The organism is Amycolatopsis sp. SID8362 (assembly GCF_010550475.1).
Lineage (GTDB): Bacteria > Actinomycetota > Actinomycetes > Mycobacteriales > Pseudonocardiaceae > Amycolatopsis > Amycolatopsis eburnea.
In genome coordinates, this window is sequence record NZ_JAAGNB010000773.1 from 1 (window position 1) to 18,693 (window position 18,693).

An 18,693-nucleotide genomic window follows, 5' to 3' on the forward strand; every position below is an offset into this window, starting at 1 on the left:
CCCCGCCGCCCGCGTTCGGCCCACCGGCCGCACCCCCGCCACCGGAGCAGGCAGCCAGCACGAATGCGGTGGCCAGCGCGGCCGCTCCCGCCAGAAGCCTCTTCACGATCCGGTACCCCCAGCTGTCTCGATCATCGCGTTTGGACATCGGTAAAGACGACGGTCACCCGGTAGAGGTTCGTCGGCGAAGGTCACGATTTGGGTCAACCCGTGGGTTGACGCCGGAATCCACCCGGGACCGGCCCCCACGCCGACGAAACCGGGCCGCCGCCCGTCGAAGCTGGGAGCACCCGACGAACCGAGGAGCCCCGGCCATGCCCACCGCCGCCCACGTCCTGCTCTACGCCGCCATCGCCCTGCTCGTCCTGTACCGGGTCGTCTACCGGCAGGTCCGCGGCACGCTGCTCGACCGCAAGTCGCTGGTCACGCTGCCGCTCGTCCTCGTCGCGGCCGGCGCCTACCTGGCGCTGAAAGCGCTGCCGGGCACGTCCGCCGGCGAGCTCGGCCTGCTCGCCGCCGACCTGGTGGTGCTCGCCGGCCTCGGCGTCCTGCGCAGCACGACCACGACGCTCACCGAGCGCGACGGCACGACGTTCCAGAAAGGGTCGGCGATCACGATCGGATTGTGGGCGCTGACCGTCGCGGTCCGGCTCGGGCTGGTGGCGCTCGGCACCGCGCTGGGCGTCGCGGGCCCGCTGACCTCGGCGTCGATCGCGCTCACCCTCGGCGTCAGCATCGCGGTGCAGAACGCGACGACTTACCTCCGCGTCCAGCGCCGTGGCCTGCCGCTGGCCGACCGGCGCCCGGCGGCGCTCAGCCGCTGACGCGTCCCAGCATCCGCGCGTACATCCGGCCCGGGCTCGGCACCGACGGCGGCACCAGGAACCCGGGCAGCGGCGGCAGCCCGCCGACGAACCCGCCGAGCCGCTCGTACAGCTCGGCCGCGCCGGACGGCCGGGCGTCGGGCTCCTTCGCCAGCACCTCGGCGAGCAGCGCGTTCAGCGGGTTCGGGACGCCCCGGACCGGCGGCGGCAGCTCCTTGACCTGCCGTTCGAACACCGCGTACGCGGTCGGCCCGTCGAAGAGCCGCCGCCCGGTGAGCATCTCGTGCAGTACGCAGCCGAGCGCGTAGAGGTCGCTTCGCGGTTCGGCGCCGCCCCGCTGGATCTGCTCGGGCGCCATGTACGACGGCGTCCCCAGCAGCTGCCCGGCCCGCGTGAACTGCGCGGCGTCGGCTTCCCGCAGCACCGCGAGCCCGAAGTCCATCACCTTCACGCCGCCGTCGGGCCCGAGCATCAGGTTGGACGGCTTGAGGTCGCGGTGGCACACGGCGAGCGCGTGCGCGGCGGTCAGCACCGCGCACGTCTGCGCCGCGATCGCCGCGGCCCACGGCACCGGCAGCGGCCCGTGCTCGGCGAGCAGGTCTGCCACGGTCACGCCGTCGACGAACTGCATGACCTGGAACAACCGGTCGTCGTGGGTGCCGTAGTCGTACAGCGTGGGCACGCCGGGGTGGTCGAGCGTCGCCAGGATCCGCGCCTCGCGGGCGAAGCGGGCTTCCAGTTCTTCGTCGCGGCCCGGCAGCCTGAGCAGCTTGATCGCCACGCGCCGGCCCAGCCGGCGGTCGAACCCGCCGTGCACCGCGCCCATCCCGCCGCGGCCGAGCGGCAGCTCGTCGAGCTCGTAGCGGTCGGCGATCAGCATCCGTTCCCCTATCGGCCCGGGCGGAGCCGTCCTTCGACAAGTCCCGCGAAGCCTAGCCGGACCAGCTCACGGCCCGTTTCGGCCGCCTGGCGCAGGACGGCGTCGAACTCGGCGAGGCTCCGGAAGACCTGGCCGTACTCGCGCTGGACGGCGATCGGGACCCGCGGGATCCGCACGCGCCTGCCGTCGATCCGGGTCGAGGCGGACGCGGCGGGCAGGTCGGCCGCGCGCAGGCAGCCGGCGAGGAAGTCCGCGTCCAGCCGCGCGGCGTCGACGCGGTACACGGTGAGCCCGGCACCCACCGGCCGCTTCGGTCCACTGTGGACGTACGCGATCCCGGTCACCGACGCCACGACGTCGCCCGCGGCGGCGAGCGGGTGCTCGGCGTCCGCGCGGGGCGCCGCGTGCCGCACCTCGACGACCCCGGCCTTGACCAGCTCGCCGATCGTCGTGAACACGGGCTCGCCGTCCGCCGCGGCCAACGGCGGCAGCCGCGGGACGAGCTCGGCGAACCGGCTCCGCACGGCTTCGAAGGCCTGCCCGGGATCCTCGTCGCTGGTGCGGCGGCGGGCCGGGGTCAGGTCGACGTCGTCGTCGAGCAGGTCGATGATCCGGACGCCGGATTCGGGGTGCTCGCGGAACTCCCGCCACATCTTGTCCACTGTGGACAGGTCGTCGCCCGCCTCGCCGAGCAGCACGGTGGACGGCGGGCGTTCGCCGGGAACCGGGCGCCGCAGCAGCCAGAGGTCGGGACCGGCCGGCGTCAGCGTGACGACGGCGCGGACCGCGCCCGCGCGCAGGAGGTTGCCGCGGATGCGCTTGCCGCTGCGCCGCCCGGCCGCCGCGCCGGGCATCAGGATCGCCACCGCACCACCGGGTTCGACGTGGGCGAGGCAGTGCTGCACCCAGGCCAGTTCGGGCTCGCCCCGCGGCGGCAGGCCGTATTCCCAGCGTTCGTCGCCGACGAGTTCGTCGTGGCCCCAGGCGCGTTCGTTGAACGGCGGGTCGCACAGCACGGCTTCCGCGGTCCGGCCGGCGAAGGCGTCTTCGCGCAGCGCGTCGACCGGGTGGACCTCGGCTTCGACGCCGCGCAGCCGCAGCCGCAGCGCCGCGATCGACGCCGTCATCGGGTCACTGTCCTGGCCCAGCACGGTTTTCGCGCCGCTCGCCAGCGCGAGCGCGCCGAAGCCGCACGCGGGATCGAGGATCGTCGAAACCGGGCCGGCGAGCCGCGCCATCAGTTCCGCGATCGGCTCCGGCGTGGCCGACAGCCGCCGCGAGTGCGCCTCGAAGTACCGGCGGCACAGCAGTTCGAACGCTTCGACCGGGCCCGCGCGGTGCGTCATCTCGCTGAGCAGCGTGAGCAGTTCGGGGTCGTCGAGCTCGCGGTCGAACGTGTCGAAGATCCCGGCCTGGAAAGCGAAGAAGACGCCCGCGCGGTTGACGCGCTCGGCGAGGTCGAGGTCGTCACCGAGGGCGCGTAGGCGCTGCCAGGCGCGTTCGCCCTCGCTCAGCTCGAACGGCTTGCCGCGGGCCGCGAACCAGCCGGCGACGGCGGACAGGCCGAACAACGGGCTCGAAGCCGTGCCGCCGACCGGCTGCGGGAAGTCCGGGTAGCGACGGCGCCAGTTGCTCACCGCGGCCCGGCCGACCCCGGCAAGCCGCGCGATGTCGGCCGCGCTGACCGTGGCGTCGTCGTCCATGGCGGGAACTCTATCGGAGGATGCTCCATTCAGCCGAGACGGTTGTGAACTCAGTCAACCAATGCTTTCATGGGGAACATGACACACGATCGGTACGTCCTGCGGTACGCCGCGGGGTCGGACGTCGGGCAGCGTCGCCAAGTCAACGAAGACGCGGTGTACGCGAGTTCCCGGCTGCTGGCCGTCGCCGACGGCATCGGCGGCCAGCCGTACGGCGAGGTCGCCAGCGCGACCGCGGTGGACGTGCTGCGCGAACTCGACGTCGACCTCCGGCGGCTCGACCCCACCGGGGTCGACCTGGCCGCGACGCTGACCGGCGTGGTCAAGTCGATCGACGAGCGGCTGCACGAAGTGGCCGCGCAGGAGCCGGAAACGACGGGCATGGGCACGACGCTGACGGCCCTGATGTTCGACGGCATCGACTTCGCGGCCGCCCACATCGGCGACTCCCGTGGCTACCTCCTGCGCGACGGCGAACTGCGCCGCCTGACCCGCGACCACACGCTCGTCCAGGCATTGGTCGAAGACGGCCGCGTCGCGGCCGAGGACGCGGAGTCCCACCCGCGGCGGTCACTGCTGATGAAGGCGTTGCAGACGGCGGGTTCCGGCGCCCCGGACATCTGGACGTTCCCGGCCGCCGAGGGCGACCGCTACCTGCTCTGCTCGGACGGCCTGAGCGGCCCGGTCAGCGAGCCGCGCCTGCGCGAAGTCCTGTCGTCGATCAACGACCCGGCGGAGGCGATCCCGGAGCTGATCCGCCTGGCCAACGAGGGCGGCGGCCCGGACAACATCACGTGCGTGGTGGCCGACGTCACGCGCTGACCCACCTTCGAGCCACGGGATGGGCATCCGGTATCGTCTCCTGCGGAGGATTGGCCGAGCGGCCTAAGGCGCACGCTTGGAAAGCGTGTTGGGTTCACGCCCTCGCAGGTTCGAATCCTGTATCCTCCGCCGTTTGATCAGGCGAGACGCCGGGCCGCGTGCCCGGCGTTTCGTCGTATCCGGGCCGAAAACCGCTGGCCCGCCCCGGATTGGGGCCCCTAACGTCTCGTCGGGTGAGCTACGAACACCCGCTGGCCTACCTGCTCGGCATCGAAGGCCTCGCGCTGCTGCGCGGGTTCACCGGCGAGTTCGACCGCGAGTTCACCGAAGCCCGCATCGCCGAAGTCCGCCGGCTCCTCGACGACGTTTCCCTCGCCGACGGCGTCGATGTCGAACGGCTCGACACCGTCACGGGCTACGACCGCTGGGCCGCGACCTACGACAACCCCGCCAACGCGGCCTTCGCCCTCGATGAGCCGATCCTCGAAGAAATCCTGGAAGCGCTGCCACCCGGCGCCGCCCTCGACGCCGCCTGCGGAACCGGCCGCTACTCGCGCATCCTCACGCGGCGCGGGCATCGCGTGATCGGCGTCGACAGCTCGCCGGCGATGCTCGCCCAGGCGCGCGGTGGCGACTTCCGGCTCGGCGACCTGACCGCGCTACCCGTCGCCGACGCCTCCGTCGACCTCGTCACCTGCGGTCTCGCGCTGACCCACGCCGCCGACCTCGGTCCCGTGCTCGCGGAGTTCGCGCGCGTGCTGCGGCCGGGCGGGCACGCCGTGGTCTGCGACGTCCACCCCGAGGCCGTCGCCCGCGGCTCGATCCCTTCGCTGCGCGGGCCCGGTGGACAGCCTGGGCGGCTCGCGTCGCACCGGCACCTCGTCGGCGACTACCTGCGGGCCGCGCTGGCGGCCGGGCTCACCGCGCTCCGCTGCGAAGAACCGTGTCCGCCGCAGAAGGACCTCGCGCGCGCGACGACCGAGCCCGGGCCGTGGGAGCTGTGGCCGTGGAGCCTCGCCGCACTGGTGCCCGACGCGGCCCGAGCGGCCGGACGGAGCACGCCGGCACTGCTCGTCTGGGATTTTCAGCTGCCCGAAATGTGAAACCTCTTCGGTGCTGCGCTTTTCTCGGCGGACACGGCGAGTCACGAACAGGGCTGGGCGAAACGGGTTACTCCGGTCGCGCTAGTCTCAGCCCCACCTCGCCCGCCCCTTATCGAGAAAGGCCAGCAGTGGCACGAAAACCGCTCTGACCTGGGGTGGCGTTGGTCAGCGACTTCAGTGTGCGGTACTGGTGCCGGGACGACCCCCGCACAGACCGTGATCGGCCCGGCCCCGGACGTTCCCACGTCCGGGGCCTTGCTGATTCCGGACCCGCGATCACTCGGCAAAGTCAGATGATCACGCTGAGTCGTTGGATCTGTTTCAATAGAACCGTCCCGCAAGACACCAGTGATTTTCGAGGAGTAGAGGCCCGATGGCCGGAGTCGAAGAGATCCGCGCTGGCATCGCGCTCGCCAACGAAAAGGCGTCCGCGAGCATCGCCGCTCTGCAACAGGCAGCGCAGTCTCTCGAAGAAGCCCAGCAGTCGCTCGCACAAGCGACGCAGGGCAGCAGCCAGCACGAAGTGAGCCAGGCGCACGGACTGCTGGCCGAAGCCCTGCAAGGCATCAACGGTCTGCAGAGCACCGTCCAAGCAAGCATTTCCTCAGCTGACTCCTACTCGGCGCGTCTGTAGCCGGATGACGCTCGCCGAACTCCACCAGCTGCTGACCGCGGTCGTGGCCGGGCTCGCCGATGCGCGGGCCCACTCCGAGCGGGCCACGAGCCTGCTCGGGGAAGCCCGGCAGGCGCTCGTGGACGCCCAGGCCAAGGCCGATCCCTGGCTCCCTTCGCAGTACGCGCAGGCCGGCGAGGGGCTGGACCAGCTCCTCGTCCGCCTGGCCGCTGCCGAAGACCTGGTGAGCGGATACCGGTCGCGCCTGTAATCCTGCTAGGGACACCTTTTTCTTGGGGACGCCGATGGCCAACAAGTCAGCCGAGCAACGCAACCGCGTCGAGACCGCACTCGACCGGGTCCGCCATCAGATCGGGCTGGTGCTGGGCGCCGCCGCCGGGGCGCGTCAAGCCGCCGAAGCCGACCTCGCCAAGCTCGAGCTGGAGCGGGACATCGTCCGCGTCGGTATGAACCACGCCGGCGCCGAGCAGCAGAGCGAGTGGTCCCGCCACCCAGCCGCGCACGAAGTTTTCGGCGCGCTCGGCACCGTGCGAAGCACTTTCTACACCGACTGGAGCCAGGGTCCCGCGACGCTGCGGGACCTCGTGTCGCACAACGCGCCCGGCCCGGCCGGGCTGCCGCCGGGCGACTGGCTCGGCACCGTCGGGCACAATCTCGGCCTCACGTCGCCGGGCCTGTGGCGCGTCGGCTCCGCGACGGCCGCCGGCAACGACCCGACCCGCGTGTTCGACGTCGCCGTCCCGCTGCTCGACGAGTCGCACCTGGCGATCTCGTCCGCGCCGAAGACGCGGCCGGTGATCGACGGCATCGTGCAGAACCTGCTGGTCCGCGTACTTTCCACGTTCGAGCCCGGCTCCGTCCGCGTGCACCTGTGGGACATCGGGCAGCTCACCGCGATCCTGCCCGACCTCTACCCGCTCAGCCACACCAGCGCGCTCTCGCTGTACGACCCCGGCCGGCTGGAGGACCTCCTCGACGAGCTGGCCGGGCACATCCGCCGCATCCACGCCAGCTGCATGTCCGCCGGGTTCACGTCGCTGCGGGAAATGCGGAAGGAAACCGAGCAGCGGGGCGAGCCGTTCCGCATCGTCGTGCTGTACGGCAACGGCGAAACCCTCGAACCCGAACGCGCCCGCGACCTCAAGCGCGTCGCGAGCGGTGCGCTGGCCGCCGGGATCTGCCTGATCATGGTCGACGTGCCGACCGCCGTGAGCGCGCCGGTCGAAACGCTGAGCCTGCTCGACGAGCGGCACGCGATCAGCAGCATGACCGGCACCGACCTGGTCGTCGACCTCGATCCGCCGATGCCGTCCGCGCAGGTCATCCGCGCCGTCGACAAGATCGCGAAGGCGTTGATCGCCAAGCAGGGCGGCCCGCGCTCGTTCGACGACCTGCTGCCGGCGGAGCTGGGCCACGAAAGTTCGGCGCGGGAACTGCGTGCCCCGGTCGGGTTCTTCGAAGGCGAGCCCGTCGAGGTCGTGATCGGCGACGCGAGCCCGCACGTCCTGATCGGCGGTCCGTCCGGTTCGGGCAAGACCAACTTCCTGTACGCGCTGCTCGGCAGCATGGCGGCGCGGTACACCCCGGACGAGCTGGCGCTGTACCTGCTGGACTTCAAGGAAGGCGTCTCGTTCGCCGGGCTGGCACCCGGCCGGAAGGACGCGAGCTGGCTGCCGCACGCGCGGCTCGTCGGCGTCAACGTCAACACCGACCGCGAGTTCGGCCTGGCGCTGCTGCGCTTCCTGGCCGACGAACTGCGGCGCCGGTCCGCGGCCGCGAAGGAGCACGAGGTGACGAACCTCGCCGACCTGCGCGAAGCCGACCCGGGCGGGCACTGGCCGCGGATCGTCGCGGTGATCGACGAGTTCCAGTACCTGTTCGCCGGCCGCGACCAGGTGACGGCGACGGCCACCCAGCTGCTGGAGGACATCGCGCGGCGCGGCCGGTCGCAGGGCATCCATCTGGTGCTGGCCAGCCAGGACGTCGCCGGGATCGAGGCGTTCTGGGGCAAGCCGGCGGTGTTCGAGCAGTGCACGCTGCGGATCGCGATGCCGAAGGCGCGGCGCGTGCTGGCCGAGACGAACAACGCGGCGGTGTCGGCGCCGAAGTGGCACGCGGTGATCAACCACGATTCCGGTGTGGCGCACGGCAACCAGCTGGCGCACGTGCCGGATGCGAGCAGCAAGAACGTGTTCGTCCGGCTCCAGCACCGGTTGTGGGAGGCGTACGCGGGCCGCTTCCCGCGCCCCCGCCTGTTCGACGGCGCGCACCAGCCCGTCCTCGAACAGTTCCCGGCGTACCTGGACCTCAAGCCGAACTCGAAGCCGCGCGCCCTGCTCGGCCAGTCGATCGACGTGACCGAAACGGCGTGCGGCGTCGACCTCCCGCGCGCACCGGGCCGCAACGTCGCGGTGCTCGGCTCGGCGACCGCGGAGGCACTGTCCATCATGGACTCTTCGGCGCGTTCGCTGTCCCGGCAGTACGAGCCCGGCGAGGTCGAGTTCGTGCTGAGCTGCCCGATCGAGGCGTGCGGCCCGGCCGCGTGGGAGCTGACCGAGCGCTTGCGCGAAGACGGCCACGCGGCATCGCTGGTCGAGGACCTGACCGGCGTGCTGGAAACGATGACCGGCTCGATGTCCGGCGGCCCGAAGGTGCTGCTCCTGTACGGAGTGGACGCGGCGCTGCCGGCCCTGGAGGCGAAAGCCGTGGGCCAGTTGAAGAGCGGCCTGGACCACCTGCGCGTGGTCCTGAAACAGGGGCCGGGCCACGGCATCCACACGATCGGCTGGTGGCGCAGCATCGCCCGGCTGAAGGACACCCTCGGCTTCGGCGGCACCGACGACATCGGCACGTGGGCCGCGCTCGACGTCCAGGGCAACGAACTTTCGCCGTTCGCGGCGGGACAGGTCGTGCACTGGTCACCCCGCCCGGGCCGCGCGTTGTTCTTCGACCGCACGACCCACGGCGCCCCCGAAGTGATCATCCCGTTCCAGCGTCCGGAGAACGCGCAATGACCGACGACGGCGCCACCGCGGCCATGCGGTACAAGGAGATCATCGCCCTCTCCCGCGGCTCGGCGGAGAACCTGCGCGAGTGGGAGCTCGCCCGGGCCGAGGCCCTGGAGGCGGAGATCGAGGAAGCCCGGACCGCGATCGAGCTGGCCACCGAGCGCGAAAAGCGGGCGGCCGAGCGCGCGACGCGCTGGTGGAAAATGGCCCTGCACAACATCCAGGGCCTGCCGTGGCTGGACCCGGGCGACGAACCCCACCCGGTGACGACGGCGCGTCCGGCTTACCTGGAGCGGTACCTCGAGGAGGTCAAGCCGAGCTACCAGGAGCTGGTGCAGGCGGTATTGGGGTTGGGCTGGCGCGCGAAGCGGGCGGCGTCGAAGCGGGGCGAGCAGCCACCACCGGCCTAGACGTCGAAGACGGTGTCGTAGGGCTCGTCGTCGTCAGCCGGCGTTTGCCTGCGCGGCCTTTGTGGCGGCGCCGGTGGTGCTTGCGGCTGGGCGAGCGGCCTCCCGGCGGAGACCGCTTCCCGGATGGCGGCGGTGATGGTCCGGCTCAACGTGACGGCGTCGAACCGCATGGCTTCGGGCGCGAGCCGGACTTCGCTGACGACGCCACCGGGCCCGGCGAGCACCGTGACGGACCGATCCGGTGAGGTGACGGTGGTGTGGTCGCTCCCCGCGATGCCCGCGAGGATGCGCTGGTTGTCGGCTTTCCGATCTTCGATCTGCTTGAGCTGCCAGCGCATTTCTTCGATCAGCTGAGCGTTGTCGCTCATGCGATTCTCCCCGGCTGGTGCGGCGTGTACACGAACTCGTAGTACTTGAACGCTCGATGGACGATCACGCTGTAGCCGCGGCTGCCGGCGACCCAGGCGAGGTCCTGCTCGGTGAGACCGTTCTCGATCATGCGGAGGTACACCTGAGCCCGGCCGTCCAGCTCCGCGGCCAGGAGCGCCATCTGCTTCTCCCGTGGCCTCATCGATCGGGCCGTGCGGACGATGGTCAACGTCAGACCGCCGACGGCCACCAAGCCCATCAGCACGAGGAACATCACCCGCGCCGGGTCGCCCTCGGCTGAGGCCGCGAGAGTCAGATCGCCCACGGCCCCGGCCTTCCTGCCACGTAGGCGAACTCGTAGCGCAACGCCGTCGGGTTCGGGGTCATGGCGTAGCCCCGGGCGTGAGCCGTACTCGAAACCTGAGGAACGGGCAGCGGACAATCGGCGTACGGCACGTACACGATCGGGCGACCGTCGAGCTGCCGCGTCAGCTGCTGGACGGCGGTACGCCGGTTCTTCTCGAGCCGGCGTTTGACGACGAGGACCACGGCGAGGACCACGAGGACGATCCCGCCGACGACGGCGAGAGTCCCGAAGTACTCGGCGTCACTGCCGTTGAACTTGGAGCCGGCGAGAGTCAGATCGCCCACGGCCCCGACCTCCCCGGCTGGTGCGGCGAGTAGCGGCAGATCCCCGTGATCCAGGCCGACCCGAGCCGGGTCCCACCCGAATCGGCAGCCACCGTGTTGATCACGACGATTCCCCGCTGCGGAGGCTCCAGGCCACCTTCGCCGTCGCCTCGGCTACCGCGGGCCAGGCGTCCTCCGACTCCGCGACCACCGACAGGATCACCACGGACCGGCCGTCCGGCAGGGGGATCTGGTACTCCGCCTTGATCTGGGTCCGGACGTCCTGTTCGGGCAGGTGGAACTCGCCCCCGCTGATGGCGACGATCGCCGGGCCGATCGGCAGCCGGACCGGCTGCACCACGGCGCGTTTGTGGCGGCCCCGGTACTGCTCGGCCATGGCCGCCACCAGGGCGTCACGGCTGCTGGGCGCGGTCTCCGGCCACTGGACCACACCCAGCGTCAGGGTCGCGACATCGCCCTTTCGCCGGCCGACCGCGAACTTGCCGAACACGCGGATGCCGTTGGCCTGCATGGTCGGCACCAGCGCCATCAGGTAGCTGCCGAACTGCTCGATGCTCGTTCCGGCACCGGCCGCCAGGTTCTCGGCGACCGTCCAGGCGTGACCGCGGTTCATCTTGTCGTCGGCGCCCACCGGCATGCCCGCGAACCCGGGCGGCAGGTCGATTTGCAGAGGCATCAGTTCCACACCTCGTCTTCCGCGCGCTCACGACGCCGCTCCGGCGCGTTGTCGGCCTGGACCCCGGCATCGGTGGCGTTGCTCAGCGCCACCGCCGCCCACGGTGCGGGTCCGGCGACCAGCGTGCTGCCGGCTGCCACTGCCTGGCCTGGATCCTTGGGCACCCAGTAGTTCTGGAAGTCGTCCCAGGGGCTTTCGAAGTCCTTGCCGCCTACGCGTTCACCGGCGAACTGGTCGACGACAAAGCCGTAGCTCGCCACCTTGATCGCGGAGTCCGGAAGCACCTCGGCGAGGCCGGCCACCGACGTGGCCGCGCCCACCGCGTCGAAGATCAGCGTCTCGTTCGACACGTCGGCGCCGGCGGCCTTGGCGATCGCGTGACCGCTGAGTGCGCCGAGCCCCAGGCCGGTGGCGACCGCGCCGACGACCTCGTCGGCAGGGGGCGGCACGACATCGCTCAAGACACCGATGCCGTTGCCGATGTCGCCCATCACGTCCGAGAGCTTCGACAGCAGCTCCGCGTGGTCCTGCACGAAGTCCCACGCGTCGTCCACGCCGTCCGCGATGGTGTTCGTCAAGTCGCCGAGTGCGCCGCCGACCGCGTCGCCCAGCTTGTCGAGGACGTCCGGCTCGTCCGGCGCCAGCTCCTTCGCCTTCCGCAGCGCCTCCGCGACGCGACCCGCCGCCTCCGTGTGCTCCTGCTGGAGCTGTTTCGCCGCGTCTTGGATGTTCTGGCAGCCGTCGATCGCCGACTGGAGCTGACGGCCCGCGTTGTCGAGCAGCTTCTGGGCGAGCTGCAGGGACTTCTGGTCGGGGAACGTCCGGTTCGCCAGCGCGAGGTCCGGGTTCGCCCGCGCCGCCTCCGCCGCCTGGGCCGCCGACTCCGCGCGGGCCTCCAGGTCCGCTGCGCGTTTCCGCAGGTCACCCAGCTGCTGGGACCAAGCTTCGAGCGCGGAGCCGGCGTCGCCCATCGAACGGGCCGCGCCCTCGAGGTACCGCGGCAGCGGGCCGATGCGCCGGGCGAACGCGTCGCTCGCCTCGCCCTGCCAGATGCCCTGCTTCCGGACGATCTGGCGCAACGCGTCGTCGGCCTCGGTCAGGTCCTTGCTCACCGCGCGGTACTTGCCCGCCAGGTCGGTGACGCCGTCGAGGTCGCCGGGCGCCGGGTCGAAGCCCAAGGCCGGGAAGTCTCGCGGGCTCATCGGTCGAGTCCGTCCAGGATGCCGGTGATGCCGCCGGTCGCACCGCCGCCGACCGGGCGGTCGTCACCGTCGGCCTGCTCGACGACGCCCGCCGGACCCTGGCGTTCGGCCAGCCGGTTGATCCCCGGCATCCCGCCGGTGACGCCACCGCCGACCATCCCGCCGCCCACCGGGCCTCCGGCCGGCTGGCCGATCCGGGGGTGGTTCCCCTTCACCCCACGCGTGGGTTCGCCGCCGACGGGACCGTCCCCCAGCACCGCCGAGCCGAACTTCCCCAGCTCACCGCTGAACTGCGCCTCGATCTGCTCGTACTTCTGCTTCGCCTGCTTCAACCGCTCCGTGATCTCCGAAGCCGCGTCGCCAAGCCGCCCGATGCCGAACCGCCACGCCTCCTCGAACTCGACGCCCGCCTTGCCCAGGTCGGCGTTCCCCAACGAGCCGAACGCCCCGCCACCCCCGAGCCGCCGATTCGCGTCGGCCATCCGGCCCGCCGCCGTGTCGAGGTCGCCGATGAGCTTGCCCAGCTCGTCGGCCTTCACCGCGTACCCGTCCACGCCACCCTCCCCTGTGGTTCCGTCCAAACCTAGGACGGTGATCAACCCTCCGCGGTTTCATCGTCACCCAAAGGAGCGAGCAAGAGAAAGGCCCCCATCGGGTCAAACCCGATGGGGGCCGGTAAAACCTCAGTGCCCGAAGACCTGCTCCAGGTAGTCGAGCAGGTCGTAAAGCCCGTCCTGCAGCGGGTTGCCCGCGCCCGGGCGGAACCGGATCACCTGCGGGTCGTGGTCGCTGGCCTGGTCGGCGAACTCCGCGTTGATGTGGACGACGTCGTAGTCCACCCCGCGCGGCGCCGTCGACGCCAGGATGTGGTCCAGCACCTGGGACTGACCCTCGAACACGTAGCTGTACCGCTCGGCTTCCGGCACCGAAGCGATCAGGTCCTTCAGCGCGCCACCGGCGGTGAGCGTCTGGACCGCCGGCGAGAACGGGTAGTCGTTCAGGTCACCGGCCACCACGATGTTCGCGCTGCGATCGGACGCCAGCAACGAATCCACGAACCCGCGCAGCACCGTGGCCTGCTTCGCGCGCTGCACCTCGGAACTCCGCGTCGGCGGCTGGAAGCGGCCGTGTGTCGGCTGGTCGCCGCCCTTGGAGTTGAAGTGGTTGGCGATGACGAACACCGTGCGGCCCTTGAAGACGAACTCGCCGGCCAGCGGCTTGCGGCTCGACGTCCAGGCCTCGTTCGCCGGGTCGACGCGCCCCGGGGACGCCGTCAGATGCGTCTTCCCGTGCTCGCGAACGACACCCACGGCCGACGTCGACGTCCCACCCGGACGGTCCACAAAGGACACGCGCGCCGGGTTGAACAGGAACGCCACGCGGATGTTGCCACCCGGCTGACCGCCGTCCTGGTCGTTCACCGGGTCGATCGAGCGCCACTCGTAGCGCGGGCCGCCCTTGGCGACGATGGCGTCGGTGAACTTCTGCAGCGTCTGGTCCGCCGCGACGGTGCCGTCGTCGGTCGCGCCCGTGTTGTCCTGGATCTCTTCCAGGTTCACGATGTCCGGCGTCGCGAGGTGCGTCACGATCGCTTCGCCGAGCCGGTCGTACTTGGCCTGCGCGTCACCGGGCGCCAGGTTCTCGACGTTGTACGTCGCGACCGCGAGCTCGCCGGTCCGCTGCTTGCGCGTGGTCTCGGCCTGCAGCCCGTTGTCCTTTTCGGTGCCGAGCACGCTGGCGAACAGCGTGTAGCCGCCGAAGTTGCTGTACTCGACGGGACCCGAGGTGGTGCCGGTCAGCACGTCGCCGACGTTGAGCTTCGGGAACGGCCGCTGGGCGAACGGGATCAGCGACGACACCTTCATGACGCCGCTGTTGAGCTGGTCGTAGCCCAGGTAGACGCTGCCGCCGCGGACCGACTCGTGCTGGTCCGGCTTGGACGTCACGTACAGCTCGTTGAAGGAGTTCGACGGGCCGACGACGCGGGCGTCGGTGACCGAGACGACCTCGCTCTCGTGCGACTCCCAGAAGTCCAGCGCGTACTTGGCAGGCTCCAGCGTGAGCGGCTCGATGTTCCCGCCGGGCGACGGCGCGTACGTCGTCGGCACGGTGTCCGGGTTCAGCACGGTCGGCGCCGGCAGCGCGTTCCCGTGCGAGTCGACCGTCCACTGTGCACTGCTCAGCTCGGTGAGCGACTGGTAGTTCGACGTCGCCGGCGCGTCCGGGTAGAACTCGCGGACGGTGCCGGTCGCGGTCACCGCGTCGCCGACCGCGACGGCCGGGCTGGTCGAGCCGGTGAAGACGAACAGGCCCTCGCTGGTGCGCGGGTCGTTGTCCGGGTTCGGGTCGGTGAGCCAGAAACCGCGCGACGAGCCGAACGTCCGGGTCGCCGTCACGACACCGGTGACGTCGCTGACCTTCTTGTCCTTGAACGGCGAAATGCGCGTGGTGCCCTGGATTTCGTGGATCTTGGCCGGGGTGCCCGGTTCGGGGTTGCCGCCGCCGGTCGTCTCGCCCTTGGTGTTCGTCGGGGACGGGTCGCCGACGGTGAAGTCGGCCGCGTTGTCGTCCGTGTCGGCCAGCGACGCGGCGCGCGCGACGGACGTCGTGTTGGACGGCGCGGCCGTCGGAGAACCCTCGCGGACGGTCGCCGCGCCGAACCCGACGAGGTCCTTGACCCGGGTGTCGGCCGCGCAGTCCGCGGCGGTCTTGCAGGTCAGCGCGGTGGTGCCGGAGACGAGGGCGATCGTGCCCGCGGTCGCGGACATCGCGATCGCGCCGGTCGCGTCCGGGGCCGGCAGCGCGACCGTGCCGCCGCTGCCCTTGCCCTCGGCCACGAGGTAGCGCCCGCCCGGGGCGACGCTGCCGGTCAGCGGCGTGACCTGCCAGGTGCTCGTCGGGCCGGCCGAACCGGGCAGGTACTGGACGCTGAAGCCGTCGACGCTCGTCGCCGCCGCGCCGTGGTTGGCGAGCTCGACGAAGTCGTTGGTCAACGTGGCGCCGGAGTTGCCACCGCCGCCGTAGACCTCGGCGATGACCGCGTCGGCGCTGGGTGCGGCGAGCGCGGCCGGCGCGGCCACGCCGCCGAGCACCAGGCCCGACGCGACGGCCACCGTGAAGGCGGCCTTGGATCTGTGGGTCTTGGTCACCCTGAGTCCCCTTTGTGCTTGAACAGTCGTGGCATAGTCCCCCGGGCAAGTGAGGAGGAGGAAGACAAAGATGCAACGATTCGTAACAACTACTTTCGTCGTCACTCGTTTGGCAGAGCAGGTTTTGTGATCACGCTGGTACTCGGCGGAGACGTCAACATCCAGGGCCGCGCGACCCCGGCGGCGGCGTTCGAGCGGCTGAACCCGCTGCTCCAGGGCGCGGACCTCCGGTTCGTGAACCTCGAGGGCGCCGTCGACGCACCGGTCGCCGAAGCCCTGACGGCGGCCGCCATCGACGTCGTCTCGTGCGCCAACGACCTCAGCGCGGTGGCGAGCCTCCCGGTCCTCGACCGCGCCGGGATCGCGCACTGCGGGGCCGGCGCGACCCCCGACGCCGCGCACGCCCCCGCGGTGCTCGACCGGCCGGGCGAAAAGGTCGCGTTCCTCGCCTACACCGCACTCCGGTCCCGCGGGCAAAGCGCGCTGCCGGACTTCCCCGGCGTCGCGCAAGCGTTTGCGACCACGGCGTACCAACCCGATCCGCGCGTGGCGGAGATCCCCGGCCGCCCGCCGCTCGTCCGCACGGCACCGGTGCCCAAGCACCTCGACCGGCTCGTGTCCGACGTCCGGCAGGCGAAAGCGTCGAACGACCACGTCGTCGTCTCGATGCACTGGGGCCTGCCGGGGCCGGAGCTGACCGAATACCAGGTCGCGTACGGGCGCGCGGCGATCGACGCCGGCGCCGACCTGGTCGTCGGCCACGGGCCGCACACCATCCAGGCCGTCGAGGTCTACCGCGGCCGCCCGATCCTCTACAGCCTCGGCAACCTCGTCTTCGACTGGCCGGCGATGCGCGGCCGGCACGTCGACGGGCTGCTGGCGGGCTGCATGTTCGGCGCCGAACCCCGGCTCGAGCTGATCCCGGTGCGGCGGAACGCGGACAACGAGTGCGAGCCGCTGGCCGGGGACGACGCGGGCAAGGTGCTTCGGTACTTCGCGGACATCTCGGCGTTGCGCTCGACGAAGGTGTCCGTCCACGAAGGAATCGCCTCGGTGTCCGGGTTAGGTGTTGGCGCGTAACGGGTTGCGCGCGTTCCGTGACAGCCGCACACGAGTTTGTCACCCATCCGGCGCATCTGCCTTAAATGAAGCTCAAGGGCCGGAACAACCCGCGTGAAGCGGCGGTACGGTCTGCATGAGCCGCCGGAAAAGTGGCACAGACCACTCCCCGACAGCTCGCGGTCGGCACGACACGGGGGGAGGGAGAACGATCATGTGGGGGCTGATTGTTCTCAGCTGCGTGTTCGTGCTGGTGCTGGGGATAGCCGCGGTCGTGGACCTTCGGGACCACGACCGCGGCGAGCACCGGGTCTAGCGAACCGCCTGCCTCCCCTTGTAGCGGCCGAGGAGCGTGCGCGCGCCGGCCAGCGCGACCCGCCCGGCGCCCTTCGCGCTCGCGGCCAGGAAGGTCGTCCAGTCGAAGTAGTCGCGCCAGAGGACGATCCGGCCGCCTTCGACCTCGAACGTGCCGCACACCCAGAACTCCGCTTCCCACGCGCCGCGGCGCAGCACGTCGGTGCGTTCGGTGAGCACGACGTTGCCGTCCGCGGCGATGTGGTGCGTGCGCGCCTCGAAGCCCGAGCCGTACTTGGCCATGAAACGCAGCTGTTTCTCGACCGCGGCGACGCCGCGAGCGGGCGGCAACGGCACGTTCTGGTACACGATGTCGCTCGCCGCGAACGTCAGCGCTCGGTCCACGTCGAGGTCCTCGAGGGCCTTGAGGAAACCGGTCACCACTGCCTGGGGTTCATCGGTCATGACCCCAGGCTAAGGCTCAGAACGGCCGGTCGCCCGCGATGGCGACACGCTCCGCGATCCGGACGTGCGGGTGGTAGTCGTTGACCGCGTAGTGCTGCGTCGCGCGGTTGTCCCAGAACGCCACGGAGTTCGGCCGCCAGCTGAACCGGACCTGGAACTCGGGCGTGTGGGCCTGCAGGAACAGGTACCGCAGCAGCCGGTCGCTCTCGTCGCGGTCCAGCCCGACGATGTGCGTGGTGAAGGCCTGGTTGACGAACAGGGTGCGCCGCCCGGTCTCCGGGTGCGTCCGGACCACCGGGTGCTCGACCGGCGGGAAGCGGTCCTGCCACCGCGCGAGGAGCGCCGGATCGGAGAAGCGGTCGAAGCCGGGGAGGTAGTCGTGGACGGCGGAGAGCCCGTCGATGCGGGCGCGGACGTCCGTGGGCAGGTTGTCGTAGGCCGCGGCCATGTCGGCCCACATGGTGTCCCCGCCGACCGGCGGCACCTCGATCAGCCGCAGCACCGAGCCGAGCGCCGGCTTCGGCCGCCAGGTGACGTCGACGTGCCAGATGTTCTCGTAGCCGGGCATCGCCGCGGTGCGCTCGAAGCGCGTGACGGCGTCGTCGTCGCCCTTCGGGATGAACGGGTTGGTCTCCAGCTCGCCCCAGTTCGCGGCGAACGCGCGCTGCTGCGCCGACGTGATGTCCTGGTCGCGGAAGAAGAGCACCTTCCACTCGAGCAGGGCGCGGTTGAGCTCTTCGCGCAGCTCGGGCGTGAGCGGCTCGCGCAGGTCGACGCCGTCGACCTCGGCTCCGATCACCCGGCTCAGCGGCCGGAGGGTGAACAGCTCGAACCCCTCCCGCGGATCCCGCAGCAGGCGCGGGCCTTCGACGATGCCACCGGTGGGTGTGACGGCCTCGCGCAGCTGAATCCGGGCAGGAAGATCTACGGACATGGTTGTGCTCCAAGGGTTTTCGGGAGGATTCGGACGCCGGGCTTCGCGTCAGGCAGGGGGCGAGCCCAGGCGGCCGCGGCGCAGCAGGAGCTCCACGACGCCCTCTCCGATCGACCGCTTCACGGCGCGGCCGAGCCACCGGACGGGGGTGCGTTCCGAGGTGGCAGGCATGAACCCATGGTCCGCGCCGTCCCGCCTCGCGGTCAAGACGTCCACTTGTTGGAACGTGCCGAACGGCGCAGGTCACCGCGATGCGGGCGGCCCGGGCGCATGAGGCAAGATCTTCCACGATCGGGTGAGCGCCCTTGACGACGGAGGTCCCCATGCCGGAAGGCAGAGGCTCGCGGATCGACCCGGACCGGCTCCGCGCCGCGGCCGACCTGCTCGACCAGGCGACGGCCGCCGACGACAAAGCGGCAGGCCGGTTCGCCGAGGCCCGCGTCGACTCGACGCCGTTCGGCATCTCGCCGCAGGCCCGCGAGCTGGCGGCCCGCTGGGCGGCTGCGCTGG

General features: G+C 71.2%; 20 protein-coding genes, 1 tRNA gene and 1 pseudogene. 10 read left to right on the forward strand and 12 right to left on the reverse strand.

Going from position 1 to position 18,693, the window contains the following annotated elements; translation table 11 throughout:
* Nucleotides 1-314: 314 nt before the first annotated feature.
* A complete protein-coding gene (locus tag G3I65_RS23625; RefSeq protein WP_160698037.1) occupies nt 315-824 on the forward strand; it encodes a hypothetical protein in 510 nt (169 codons plus the stop codon).
* Here G3I65_RS23625 and G3I65_RS23630 read toward each other — a convergent pair.
* Both G3I65_RS23630 and G3I65_RS23635 read right to left on the reverse strand, forming a co-directional pair.
* A complete protein-coding gene (locus G3I65_RS23630) occupies nt 814-1,704 on the reverse strand; it encodes a serine/threonine-protein kinase (protein ID WP_125308441.1) in 891 nt (296 codons plus the stop codon). The two genes, G3I65_RS23625 and G3I65_RS23630, sit on opposite strands and share 11 nt — an antisense overlap.
* Nucleotides 1,705-1,712: 8 nt before the next feature.
* A complete protein-coding gene (locus tag G3I65_RS23635) occupies nt 1,713-3,407 on the reverse strand; it encodes a class I SAM-dependent DNA methyltransferase (RefSeq protein ID WP_160698038.1) in 1,695 nt (564 codons plus the stop codon).
* 78 nt (nt 3,408-3,485) lie between these two features.
* Between G3I65_RS23635 and G3I65_RS23640 the strand changes: the two genes are divergently transcribed.
* From G3I65_RS23640 to G3I65_RS23670, 7 genes are all read left to right on the forward strand, one after another.
* Nucleotides 3,486-4,229, forward strand: coding sequence for a PP2C family serine/threonine-protein phosphatase (locus tag G3I65_RS23640; RefSeq protein WP_203612488.1), 744 nt, complete (start codon nt 3,486-3,488; stop codon nt 4,227-4,229).
* A gap of 44 nt (nt 4,230-4,273) precedes the next feature.
* A tRNA-Ser gene (locus G3I65_RS23645) sits at nt 4,274-4,358 on the forward strand.
* Nucleotides 4,359-4,462: 104 nt separating this feature from the next.
* Nucleotides 4,463-5,332: a class I SAM-dependent methyltransferase gene (locus G3I65_RS23650; protein ID WP_160698040.1), complete on the forward strand. Its 870-nt coding sequence runs from the start codon at nt 4,463-4,465 to the stop codon at nt 5,330-5,332.
* 373 nt (nt 5,333-5,705) lie between these two features.
* On the forward strand, nt 5,706-5,966 hold the full coding sequence (locus tag G3I65_RS23655; RefSeq protein WP_003056176.1) for a hypothetical protein: 261 nt from the start codon (nt 5,706-5,708) through the stop codon (nt 5,964-5,966).
* Nucleotides 5,967-5,970: 4 nt separating this feature from the next.
* Entirely contained in the window at nt 5,971-6,216 is a 246-nt protein-coding gene (locus G3I65_RS23660) for a hypothetical protein (protein WP_125308449.1), read from the forward strand.
* 34 nt (nt 6,217-6,250) lie between these two features.
* Nucleotides 6,251-8,980 (forward strand): FtsK/SpoIIIE domain-containing protein, encoded by a 2,730-nt coding sequence (locus tag G3I65_RS23665; RefSeq protein ID WP_160698041.1) that lies wholly within the window; start codon nt 6,251-6,253, stop codon nt 8,978-8,980.
* The gene (locus G3I65_RS23670) at nt 8,977-9,384 is read left to right on the forward strand and encodes a hypothetical protein (protein WP_160698042.1); all 408 of its coding nucleotides are present in this window, start codon (nt 8,977-8,979) and stop codon (nt 9,382-9,384) included. The genes G3I65_RS23665 and G3I65_RS23670 overlap by 4 nt, the downstream gene beginning before the upstream one ends.
* Here the strand turns inward: G3I65_RS23670 and G3I65_RS23675 are convergent.
* The 7 genes from G3I65_RS23675 to G3I65_RS23705 all read right to left on the reverse strand — a co-directional run bounded on the left by G3I65_RS23675 (nt 9,381) and on the right by G3I65_RS23705 (nt 15,431).
* The gene (locus tag G3I65_RS23675; protein ID WP_160698043.1) at nt 9,381-9,752 is read right to left on the reverse strand and encodes a YbaB/EbfC family nucleoid-associated protein; all 372 of its coding nucleotides are present in this window, start codon (nt 9,750-9,752) and stop codon (nt 9,381-9,383) included. The two genes, G3I65_RS23670 and G3I65_RS23675, sit on opposite strands and share 4 nt — an antisense overlap.
* Nucleotides 9,749-10,078, reverse strand: coding sequence for a hypothetical protein (locus G3I65_RS23680; protein WP_309235655.1), 330 nt, complete (start codon nt 10,076-10,078; stop codon nt 9,749-9,751). The genes G3I65_RS23675 and G3I65_RS23680 overlap by 4 nt, the downstream gene beginning before the upstream one ends.
* Complete coding sequence (locus tag G3I65_RS23685) at nt 10,066-10,404, reverse strand: hypothetical protein (RefSeq protein ID WP_160698044.1); 339 nt, start codon at nt 10,402-10,404, stop codon at nt 10,066-10,068. Before G3I65_RS23685 ends, G3I65_RS23680 begins: the two co-directional genes overlap by 13 nt.
* 100 nt (nt 10,405-10,504) lie before the next feature.
* A complete protein-coding gene (locus G3I65_RS23690) occupies nt 10,505-11,080 on the reverse strand; it encodes a hypothetical protein (RefSeq protein WP_166640481.1) in 576 nt (191 codons plus the stop codon).
* On the reverse strand, nt 11,080-12,282 hold the full coding sequence (locus G3I65_RS23695) for a putative T7SS-secreted protein (RefSeq protein WP_160698046.1): 1,203 nt from the start codon (nt 12,280-12,282) through the stop codon (nt 11,080-11,082). The genes G3I65_RS23690 and G3I65_RS23695 overlap by 1 nt, the downstream gene beginning before the upstream one ends.
* Entirely contained in the window at nt 12,279-12,836 is a 558-nt protein-coding gene (locus G3I65_RS23700; RefSeq protein ID WP_160698047.1) for a hypothetical protein, read from the reverse strand. Before G3I65_RS23700 ends, G3I65_RS23695 begins: the two co-directional genes overlap by 4 nt.
* 129 nt (nt 12,837-12,965) lie before the next feature.
* Complete coding sequence (locus tag G3I65_RS23705; RefSeq protein ID WP_160698048.1) at nt 12,966-15,431, reverse strand: endonuclease/exonuclease/phosphatase family protein; 2,466 nt, start codon at nt 15,429-15,431, stop codon at nt 12,966-12,968.
* Between the two features lie 126 nt (nt 15,432-15,557).
* Between G3I65_RS23705 and G3I65_RS23710 the strand changes: the two genes are divergently transcribed.
* Entirely contained in the window at nt 15,558-16,511 is a 954-nt protein-coding gene (locus G3I65_RS23710; RefSeq protein ID WP_160698049.1) for a CapA family protein, read from the forward strand.
* Between the two features lie 291 nt (nt 16,512-16,802).
* Here the strand turns inward: G3I65_RS23710 and G3I65_RS23715 are convergent, their stop codons facing one another.
* From G3I65_RS23715 to G3I65_RS58305, 3 genes are read right to left on the reverse strand one after another with little or no spacing between them, the layout of a single operon-like run.
* Nucleotides 16,803-17,249: a limonene-1,2-epoxide hydrolase family protein gene (locus G3I65_RS23715; protein ID WP_166640483.1), complete on the reverse strand. Its 447-nt coding sequence runs from the start codon at nt 17,247-17,249 to the stop codon at nt 16,803-16,805.
* A gap of 16 nt (nt 17,250-17,265) precedes the next feature.
* Nucleotides 17,266-18,183, reverse strand: coding sequence for a TauD/TfdA family dioxygenase (locus G3I65_RS23720; RefSeq protein WP_160698050.1), 918 nt, complete (start codon nt 18,181-18,183; stop codon nt 17,266-17,268).
* A 48-nt stretch (nt 18,184-18,231) separates the two neighbouring features.
* Nucleotides 18,232-18,354, reverse strand: a complete 123-nt coding sequence (locus G3I65_RS58305; protein WP_255481937.1) for a hypothetical protein — start codon at nt 18,352-18,354, stop codon at nt 18,232-18,234.
* 152 nt (nt 18,355-18,506) lie between these two features.
* Here G3I65_RS58305 and G3I65_RS23725 point away from each other — a divergent pair.
* Nucleotides 18,507-18,693: pseudogene (locus tag G3I65_RS23725) on the forward strand (hypothetical protein); the annotation flags it as partial.